The organism is Empedobacter sp. UBA7620 (genome assembly GCF_002484185.1).
Taxonomy (GTDB): domain Bacteria; phylum Bacteroidota; class Bacteroidia; order Flavobacteriales; family Weeksellaceae; genus Empedobacter; species Empedobacter falsenii_C.
In genome coordinates, this window is the sequence record NZ_DLJI01000051.1 from 22,396 (window position 1) to 31,496 (window position 9,101).

A 9,101-nucleotide genomic window follows, 5' to 3' on the forward strand; every position below is an offset into this window, starting at 1 on the left:
ACACTAAATATCAATAATTAACAAATAGATTAATTATTTTTTATAAAATTTTAAGATTTTGTTTGATTTTAAAAAAATAGTTATATTTTAGTGTACTCTATACACTTAATAAATCAATTTGCAATCGATTACAAAACTATCAATATATAATAATGCAATCGATTACTTAAATATATTTAATAATGAATTAACTAAAAAGCACAAAATTAACACTTTATGAAGAAGTCTAAAATATCATTATTTGCCCTTTTACTCTTACCTATAGCAGCTTTTGCTCAGGAGAATAAGGTTGTTTCCGGAATAATAAAATCAACTGACGGAAAAACACCTTTGGCAGGAGTAGAAGTTTTTGTAGAAGGAACCGATTTAGAAGCATATACAGATGAAAATGGATACTACGAAATTGAAGTTCCAGAAGATGCTACGCTTACAATACTTTACGACGGATATCAGCAAATTGAGATTCCTATTAAGTCTACAGAAAGTTTTGATTTTTCTTTAAATCCATTAGAAAATGAAAACAAACAGTTAGAAGAAGTTGTTGTAATTGGATATGGAAAAGCACGAAAATCAGATTTAACTGGCTCTGTTGGAGTTATTGATGCTTCTAAACTGACTGAAAGAAGTATGACTAATCCTATGGAAGCGATGCAAGGAAATGTGCCTGGTGTACAGATTTCTACTTCTACAGGTAGAATTGGGGATGGTTTTGATATTGTGATTAGAGGGAACAATTCTATGAACGCAGATTCTAAGCCTCTTTTTGTTGTAGATGGAGTTCCTACTTCTGATATAGATTTTTTAAATCCTCAAGATATTGCGCGAATTGATATTTTAAAAGACGCTTCATCCACTGCAATTTATGGTTCACGCGGATCGAATGGTGTTGTAATTGTAACGACTAAAAATGGATCGAATGCAAAAGGAAGATTCACTGTTTCTTATGATACCTATTATGGAGTAAAAGATGTGGCTCGTTTACCTAAAATGATGGACGGAAGTAAATGGTGGTATTATCATCAATCCGCTTATTTGGCAACGGCAGGAAAAGATCAGGCAACTGGACAAGTGTCTGCTCAAACATTATACAATGCAGTTGTTGGTACCAGAAATACAGAGCTTTTGAGACGTGTAAATGCAAATGAAACCTTTGATTGGTTTGATGCTGTACTTAGAACTGGAATGACGCAAAATAATTATGTTAATTTATCTGGACGTTCAGAGAACGGAATGGGCTATAATATTGGATTAGGTGCTCAAAAAGAGAAAGGAAATTTACAAAATGAAGCTTTAGATAAATACTCTGTAAATATTGGTGTTGATCATAGAATCAATGATAAATTTTCGGTTGGAATTAATCTTAATGTCGCATTAACAGAACAACAAGATGGTTCTGATATCGCTATGCAAGAGGCTTTCAGATTAAATCCATTCTTGAATCCTTATCAATACGAAAGTACTGAATTAGCTGCTTTACCAGGAAAATTAACTAATCAACAAGGTGCATTTATCATCGATAAAACATCTACTTATAATCCTCTTTTAGAGATTAAAAATACAGTAAATGAAACTAGAAGATGGAATGGTATCGGGAATTTCTTTTTCGAATATCGTCCATTAGATTGGTTATCTTTAAAAACAACCTATTCTGCAAACTATGACACAAGAAGAAAAGGTGAATCGTGGGGTGCTTTGACATCTGTTGGAGCAAGTAATAACAATTTGTCTTCTGCAGCAATTAATAAATCTGAGAGATTTAATTATACATGGGATAACCAGGTTAATGCAAATTTTGAGATTAATGATATACACAAATTCAATATTCTAGCTTTACAAAGTATTTACGAAAGTAGATATGAATCTTCATTCCAAAGCTCTAGAAATATTCCTTTTGAAACTGGTTATCACAATATAGGATCAGGAACGCAAGAAACGTATAATATTGGTTCCGATTATATCAAACAAGCTTTGAGTTCATATGCCTTACGCGCAAATTACTCTTTATTAGACAAATACTTATTTACTTTCTCTATTCGTTGGGATGGATCTTCTATTCTTTCGAAAGGAAATCAATGGGAAAGCTTCCCTTCTGCTGCCGTAGCTTGGAAAATTAATAACGAAGAGTTTTTAAAAGCAAGCAAAGTTGTATCAGAATTAAAATTAAGAGCAAGTTGGGGTTATACAGGTAATAATATTATTGAGCCATATTCTACAACAAATTTATTAACCGATCAATATTATTATGATTTTAATGGAACTGTAGCAAATGGTTGGTTACCAGGAAAAATCGCAAATCCTTACTTAACATGGGAAAAAACAAGAGAATTTAACGTTGGATTAGATTACGGATTCTTTAAAAACAGAATTACAGGATCGATTGATATTTATGATAAATTATCAGATTACTTGTTAATGAAACAACAATTACCTTACGAAACAGGATGGACATATATTAATGGAAACATCGGATCTGTAAGTAATAAAGGGGTTGAAGTTGCATTAACAGCAAAAATTATCCAAACTAAAAAAGTAAGTTGGGAAACGACATTTACATTCTCTAAAAATGTCAACAAAATCAAATCAATATATGGTCAAAACACAGTGGATGATATTGGAAACAATTTATTCATTGGAGAATCTATTCATTCGTATTACAATTATGTGTTTGATGGCGTTTGGCAACCAGATCAAGAAGCTGAGGCGAAGAAATATGGTCAAACAGTTGGTCAAGCAAAAGTAAAAGACATTAATGGAGATGGAAAAATAACGGTTGATGACCGCGTTATTTTGGGATCATCAGATCCGGATTGGTCAGGAAGTATTTTCACAACGTTAAAAGTTGGACAATTTGATTTGTCTGCTTCTTTAATTACAAATCAAGGTGTTTTAGCATATTCTCCTTTCCACGAAAACTTTACAAACGTGTATGACAGAGGTCGATCTAAAATTGATATGGACTGGTTTGTTCCAACAAATGACGCTGGATTACCTGCTCAATTCTCTAATACCGCTCCGCAACCATATAATGAAGGTACTTATTGGAAAAACAATAAAGTTGGCTATTATAGAGATGCTTCTTTTGTGAAGGTGAAAAATATCGCCTTAGGATACACATTTGACAAAAATACTTTATCTAAAATTGGATTATTCAATTCTCTAAGAGTTTATGCTAATGTAATTAATCCATTCGTTTTCACCGACTATAATGGTTATGATCCTGAGTGGGCTACAGCAAATTTTGGAATTGGACGCGTAAGTTCTGTTACTTATCAATTGGGATTAAATGTTAAATTTTAAGAAGTTTTAAAGATGAAAAAAATCGTTATATTATTACTAGCTTTAAGCACAACATATTCTTGCAGTGATTTTTTAGAAGAAGAAAACCTTTCTAACGTAGCTGCAGAACAATACTATACAACCGCAGAAGGATTTACTTCATTGGTTAATGCAAATTATGCTCAATTAAAAAATATTTATGGAAAAGAGCCTTGGCTTTTTGTCGCAGGAACAGATTTATATGCAAGAGGAAGAACAGCTGAACCACCAGGTTTAAGTCAATACACAGAACTTAATGCTTCGTCAGAAGGAGTAGATCATCTTTATAAAAATTGCTATACGGCTATTCAAGCTGCAAATATGGCATTGTATTATTCAGATAAAACAGCAGCTTCTTCTAACTTAAACAAGCAAATTGGAGAATTAAAATACCTAAGAGCAAACGCCTATTTCTTGTTGGTACAAACCTATGGAGATGTAAGTTTGGTTACAGAATATATTAATACACCACAATTAAGTTTTGATAGAACTTCTTCAAAAGACGTTTATCAATTTATTATCAAAGAATTAGAAGAGTCATTAAAATTAGTTGGAAATACGGCTTACAATGGGCATGTTAATACAAAAGCTGTTCAGCATTTATTAGCATTAGTTCACTTAACACGCGGTTACGAAACTTTTGGAACAAATGATGATTTTACAACAGCAGCTCAATATGCAGATAACGTTATTGCTGGGCAAGCTCTTTCACTTTCGTTCGAACAATTGTGGAAACCTGGCAACGAAATCAATGCAGAAACTATTTTTTCTGTTCAATACAGCGCAGCTTCAACAAGTACAGATCCTTTTAATTTAGGTCATGCACAAAGTAGTTATTTTGGACCATATCATGGTGGATCAGAAGTTGCAGGTAAAGCTCCTTATCGTACATATAGCTTATGCCCTACTCAGTTTGCACTTGATTTATACACTCAAGATGACACACGTTGGAACGCAACTTTTATGGGTGAAGTATATGATCGTTATTTTGATTATTTTGATGTAAGCGATCATTCAACTTTAACTGTAAAGCATTATTACGAACCTAAGTGGTTTGCAAAAAATGATACATATAAGGCAAACTATATTGCAAAAAATCCAGGTGTAGAATATCATAGTTATGGAACTTATGCTGCAGAAAGCAATCCTAATTTTGATTATCAAACGATTCCTGTAAAGAAATTTGATGATCCAAAAGCTCCATTTGGAAAATTTACAAACACGAGAGACATTATTCTTTCAAGATTGGCCGATACTTATCTTATTGCTTCCGAAGCATATCTAAAAGCAGGAAATATATCTACAGCATTACAACGAATCAATGAAGTTCGTAAGCGAGCTGGTGTACAAAATGTAACTGCATCAAACATGAATATTGATTTTATTTTAGATGAAAGAGCGAGAGAAATGTTAGGTGAATATAACCGTTGGTTTGATTTAAAACGTACAGGAAAATTAGTTGAACGTGCTTCAAAATATAATTTCTTGATTAAACAATCTAATTTTAATGGAAATAATGGTCAACTTAAAATACTAAGACCTATTCCTCAGGCTGCAATTGACTTAAATCAAAATTCAAATTTCAAACAAAATCCGGCATATTAATACTATATCCGTAAAATAATGATGTTCTTTTACAAAAAAGAGCATCATTTTATCAATAACAAATTATTTTTATAATTTTTATTTTATTATTAATAATAATAATTTTACTTTAGTGTTTTCTATACACCTTTATATTTAATAATGTAATCGATTACGCTAAAAATTATTTAGTTCAACAGAAGAAACACAAAACCACACATATGAGGATCTCTAAAATTAAGTTATTCACGCTTTTGCTTCTACCAATTGCGAGTTTTGCGCAGGAAGAAATAAAAGTTTCCGGAACGGTTAAATCATCTATAAATAATTCACCTCTTAATGGAGTTGATATTTATGTAGATGGGACAACATATGAAACAATTACAGATGAAAATGGATTTTATGAAATTGTTGTTCCAGATAACTCGACTTTAACCATTACCTATGATGGCTATGAAATACAGACTATTCCTGTCAATAAAAAAGGAATAATCGATATAAAACTGAAAGATCTTGTTGCAGCAGAGCAACAAAATCTAAATGAAGTTGTTGTAATTGGATATACAACTGTAAGACGTGATGAATTAACAGGTTCTGTGGCAAGTGTAAATGCTGATCAAATAAAAGATATGGCGGTAAACTCTGCTGCTGAAGCTATACAAGGTCGATTGGCTGGTGTACAAGTTAGTATGTCCGAAGGTGCGCCAGGAGCTGATGTTACAATTAAAGTTCGCGGAGGTACATCGATTACACAAGACAACAGCCCTCTATATATCGTAGATGGAATACAAGTAGAAAATGCTTTATCTATTTTATCTCCACAAGAGATTGCAAGTATTGATGTTCTAAAAGATGCTGCTTCTACTGCAATTTATGGTGCGCGTGGTGCAAATGGTGTTGTACTTATTACGACAAAAAGTGGTTTCAACATGCCTACACAAGTCACTTATTCTAATTACACTGGATTTAGAGAAATTCAGAATAAGTTAGAAGTAATGACTCCATATGAATTTGTACGTTATCAGTATGAATTGTATAATATTAATAATGATGAACAATTAGCAAATTCTTTCAGAAAAAGATATGGGGATTTTAGCGATATTGACATCTATAAAAGTATGGAAGCGAGAGATTGGCAAGAAGAAGTTTTTGGAAGAAAAGCTTTTTCTCAAAATCATAACGTTTCACTTGTAGGAGGAAATAAATCGACTGATTTCAGTTTAAATTTAAATCACATCAACGAAGATGGAATTATGCTAAATTCTGGTTACAAAAGAAATTTAGCAAACTTCAAATTAAATCATAAAATCAGCGACAAAGTAAAAACTGGCGTTAGTTTTAGATATAGTAAAGATAAAATCATGGGAGCTGGTACATCAAATACAGGTTCTCAATCAAATAACAGACTTCGTAATTCAGTGAGATATCAACCTTTTGCTGCTCCAGGAAACGAGTCATACGTAGACTTCTTCGATCCAGATTATTACGCACAAACAAACCTTACAAGTCCTGTTTTGTTGGCGAATAATGAAGTAAGAGAAGACGAAAGACAAAACCTTTTGATGAATGGTTATTTGTCTTGGCAAATTGTCAAAGGATTAACCTTCAAATCTGTTTTTGGTTATGTACAAACAGATCGTAATGACAATAGTTTTTATGGAAATATCACAAGTGTCGCAATGGCAAATGCTAATCTTCCTGTGGTTGATCTACGCGCAAGTCAAACAAGAAGAATCTCTAATTCAAATACACTACAATATTCACCAAAATTAGGTTCTAATCATAAATTAGATGTGATGATTGGACAAGAAATTGTAAAAACAGACGGAGAAACATCAAGAACATATATCAAATGGTTACCAAAAAATATTTCGGCTAATCAAGCATTTTCTAATTTGCAAAGTGCGGTTCCTCCAGCAGGAATGGTTCAAGATCCAGTTTCGACATCAGTAAATGTAGATCGATTGGCTTCGTTTTTTGGGCAAGTTAATTATTCGTTCAATAAAAAATATATGTTAACGCTTTCTGTCAGATCAGACGGATCGAGTGTTTTCTCTCCTGATAATCGCTATGCTACATTCCCTTCTGCTTCATTTGCTTGGAATGTTGCAAGAGAAAATTTCTTAAAAGATTCTTCTTGGATTGACGAATTAAAATTACGTTTAAGCTATGGTACTTCGGGTAATAACCGCATCGAGCCATTCTTATATTCAACATTCTTCAGTAGTTCAAGTAACTGGGGATATTCATTTGATAATGCTGTAGTTCCAGGTTTAGCACCTAATGAAAGGTTGGCAAATTCGGGTGCGAAATGGGAAAAAACAATTTCTAAAAACATTGGATTAGATTATACTTTATTCAATAAACGTGTTTATGGTAGTATCGATGCTTATATTACAAATACAAAAGACTTATTATTATTAGCTAAAATACCTCAAACAGGCGGATACGAATACCAATATCAAAACTCTGGTGAAACGGAAAACAAAGGAATTGAATTTACAATAGGTGCTGATATTGCGAAATCTAAAAACTTTAAATGGAATGTAAACTTCAATATTTCTCATAATCAAAATGTTATCAAATCTTTAGGTAAAGATGTAACTGGTGATGGTCTACAATACTATTATCAATCATCTGGATGGGTAAATAATTTGCAAGATTTCAAAGTTGAAGTTGGTAAACCTATTGGACAATTCTATGGTTATGTAACAGACGGATGGTACAAAGTGAGCGATTTCGATTATAACGCTTCAACTCAAAAATATACATTAAAAGCTGGTGTTGCAAGTACTTCTGCTGCTGCATTAGGTTCAAAAGATGTACGTCCTGGAGATTTAAAATTAAAAGATTTGAATAATGATGGAAAAATCGATGATAATGATAAAACTGTTTTAGGAAATGCGCAAGCAAAATTCTATGGTGGATTTAATCAACAATTTCAATGGAAAAACATCGATCTAAGTATGTTCTTCACTTATTCTGTTGGTAATAAAGTTTACAATGCCAATAAAGTTGAATTTACAACACAATATTTATACCGCGACAATAATATGTTAAAAGCTGTTGCTGGAGCTTGGAGAAATTTTGACGACAACGGAAATCGAGTAACAGATCCTACACAATTAGAAGCTTTAAACGCAAATGCTACATTTTGGTCACCTCCTTCTGGAAACTATATTTTACATTCTTATGCCATCGAAGATGGATCTTATTTAAGATTAAGCAACGTTACAGTTGGGTATTCTTTACCAGAAGATATGTTAGCAAAAACGAAATTTATTAGTAAAGTAAGAATCTACGCTACAATCAATAATTTATTTACAATTACTGGTTATTCGGGTTATGATCCTGAAGCAAATACAAGACGTACAAGTCCTTTAACTCCTGGAGTTGATTATGCTGCCTATCCACGAAGCAGATTTTTCTTAACAGGTATTAATGTTACTTTCTAATCTCAAAACACATCAAAAATGAAAACAAAAACATTTATAAAAATATTAGGCGTTAGCATCGTTTTATTAACAACAACATCATGTGATGATTATTTGGATGTTAGTAGCCCTTCCAACACTTCCGAAATAGAAGTTTACAACGATGCAAGTTATACCTACTCCGCTTTGGTTGGCGTATATAATCAATTGGCTGGTGACAATGGTTACGGTAACAGAATTTCTTCTATCATTGGACAAGCTGCTGATGATTTTAAAACATCTGGTGATTACAATTGTAACGATCGTCGTGGAATTAGTATGTACAATGCTTGTCCTACAAATCCAGAATTAGACAAACCTTTCCGTCAATTATACACAGGAATTGAAAGAGCAAATTTACTAATTTATAATATTCCAACTTCTGATGTCTACAAATCTGGAAGTGATAGCGACAAAAAGTTAATGGACAGATATTACGGAGAAGCATTGACGTTAAGAGCACAATATTATTACGAATTAATCCGAAACTTTGGAGATGTTCCATTTCAAGATAAACCATCTTCTCAATACGAACATATTTTCCTTCCGAAAACTGATCGTGATGAAGTGTATGAAGTTTTATTAAATGATTTAGAAACTGCTTCAAAAGTTATTCCTTGGAGAGCCGAATCTGGAGATCCTACAACACGTATCACAAAAGCTTTTGTGAAAGGCTTACGTGCTCGTATTGCACTTGCTAGAGCTGGATATTCACTAAGAAGACAACCG

4 protein-coding genes are annotated in these 9,101 nt (G+C 32.7%); all 4 read left to right on the forward strand.

The features are described 5' to 3' along the window. Positions 1 to 216: 216 nt before the first annotated feature. A complete protein-coding gene (locus B2217_RS12955; protein WP_180906628.1) occupies positions 217 to 3,297 on the forward strand; it encodes a SusC/RagA family TonB-linked outer membrane protein in 3,081 nt (1,026 codons plus the stop codon). A gap of 12 nt (positions 3,298 to 3,309) precedes the next feature. Further along, positions 3,310 to 4,920: a RagB/SusD family nutrient uptake outer membrane protein gene (locus tag B2217_RS12960; RefSeq protein ID WP_180906627.1), complete on the forward strand. Its 1,611-nt coding sequence runs from the start codon at positions 3,310 to 3,312 to the stop codon at positions 4,918 to 4,920. A 200-nt stretch (positions 4,921 to 5,120) separates the two neighbouring features. After that, a complete protein-coding gene (locus tag B2217_RS12965) occupies positions 5,121 to 8,354 on the forward strand; it encodes a SusC/RagA family TonB-linked outer membrane protein (protein WP_291122760.1) in 3,234 nt (1,077 codons plus the stop codon). An 18-nt stretch (positions 8,355 to 8,372) separates the two neighbouring features. Then, positions 8,373 to 9,101: RagB/SusD family nutrient uptake outer membrane protein (locus B2217_RS12970; protein WP_291122762.1), on the forward strand; the 729-nt coding region annotated here is incomplete at its 3' end.

What these genes read in the sequence shown, in the direction of transcription:
- B2217_RS12960 (WP_180906627.1), top strand. Translation starts at nt 3,310, where the DNA reads ATGAAAAAAATCGTTATATTATTACTAGCTTTAAGCACAACATATTCT.
- B2217_RS12955 (WP_180906628.1), top strand. Translation starts at nt 217, where the DNA reads ATGAAGAAGTCTAAAATATCATTATTTGCCCTTTTACTCTTACCTATA.
- B2217_RS12965 (WP_291122760.1), top strand. Translation starts at nt 5,121, where the DNA reads ATGAGGATCTCTAAAATTAAGTTATTCACGCTTTTGCTTCTACCAATT.